Origin of the sequence: Christiangramia aquimixticola, from assembly GCF_048285835.1 — a bacterium.
Taxonomy (GTDB): Bacteria; Bacteroidota; Bacteroidia; order Flavobacteriales; family Flavobacteriaceae; genus Christiangramia; species Christiangramia aquimixticola.
Genome location: NZ_JBLVTL010000222.1, coordinates 1 through 298, shown reverse-complemented (window position 1 = coordinate 298; position 298 = coordinate 1). Strand labels below are relative to the sequence as shown.

The window sequence follows — 298 nt, the reverse complement described above, 5'->3', positions numbered from 1 at the left end:
GGGCAGAACCCTTTCTTCCGAAATCTTCACGGCTTGGAATAAGAGAGATCAGTTCTCCGACCTATTGGCAGCGAACAGAGACTACCGCAGAAATTTGATCGACACCACCGAGCAAGAAACGGATGCCTTGAACAATGGGTTCAACTACCGAATCAACACCACTTGGACCGAACCTATCACAGAAAAAGCCTTGGCAACCTTTGGCTATCAGGTAGGAAATAATAAAACCCGCGCAGATCAAAAGACCAGAGTTTTGAATCCGGAAAACCGATTTGAGCTGGATACTGCCTTGTCAAAC

At 46.6% G+C, this 298-nt stretch carries 1 protein-coding gene; it reads left to right on the top strand.

What is annotated here, in order from left to right; genetic code table 11:
* Positions 1-94: 94 nt before the first annotated feature.
* Positions 95-298, top strand: a 204-nt coding sequence (locus tag ACNKXV_RS14225; protein WP_417908367.1) for a hypothetical protein, incomplete at its 3' end; no start/stop codon positions are given.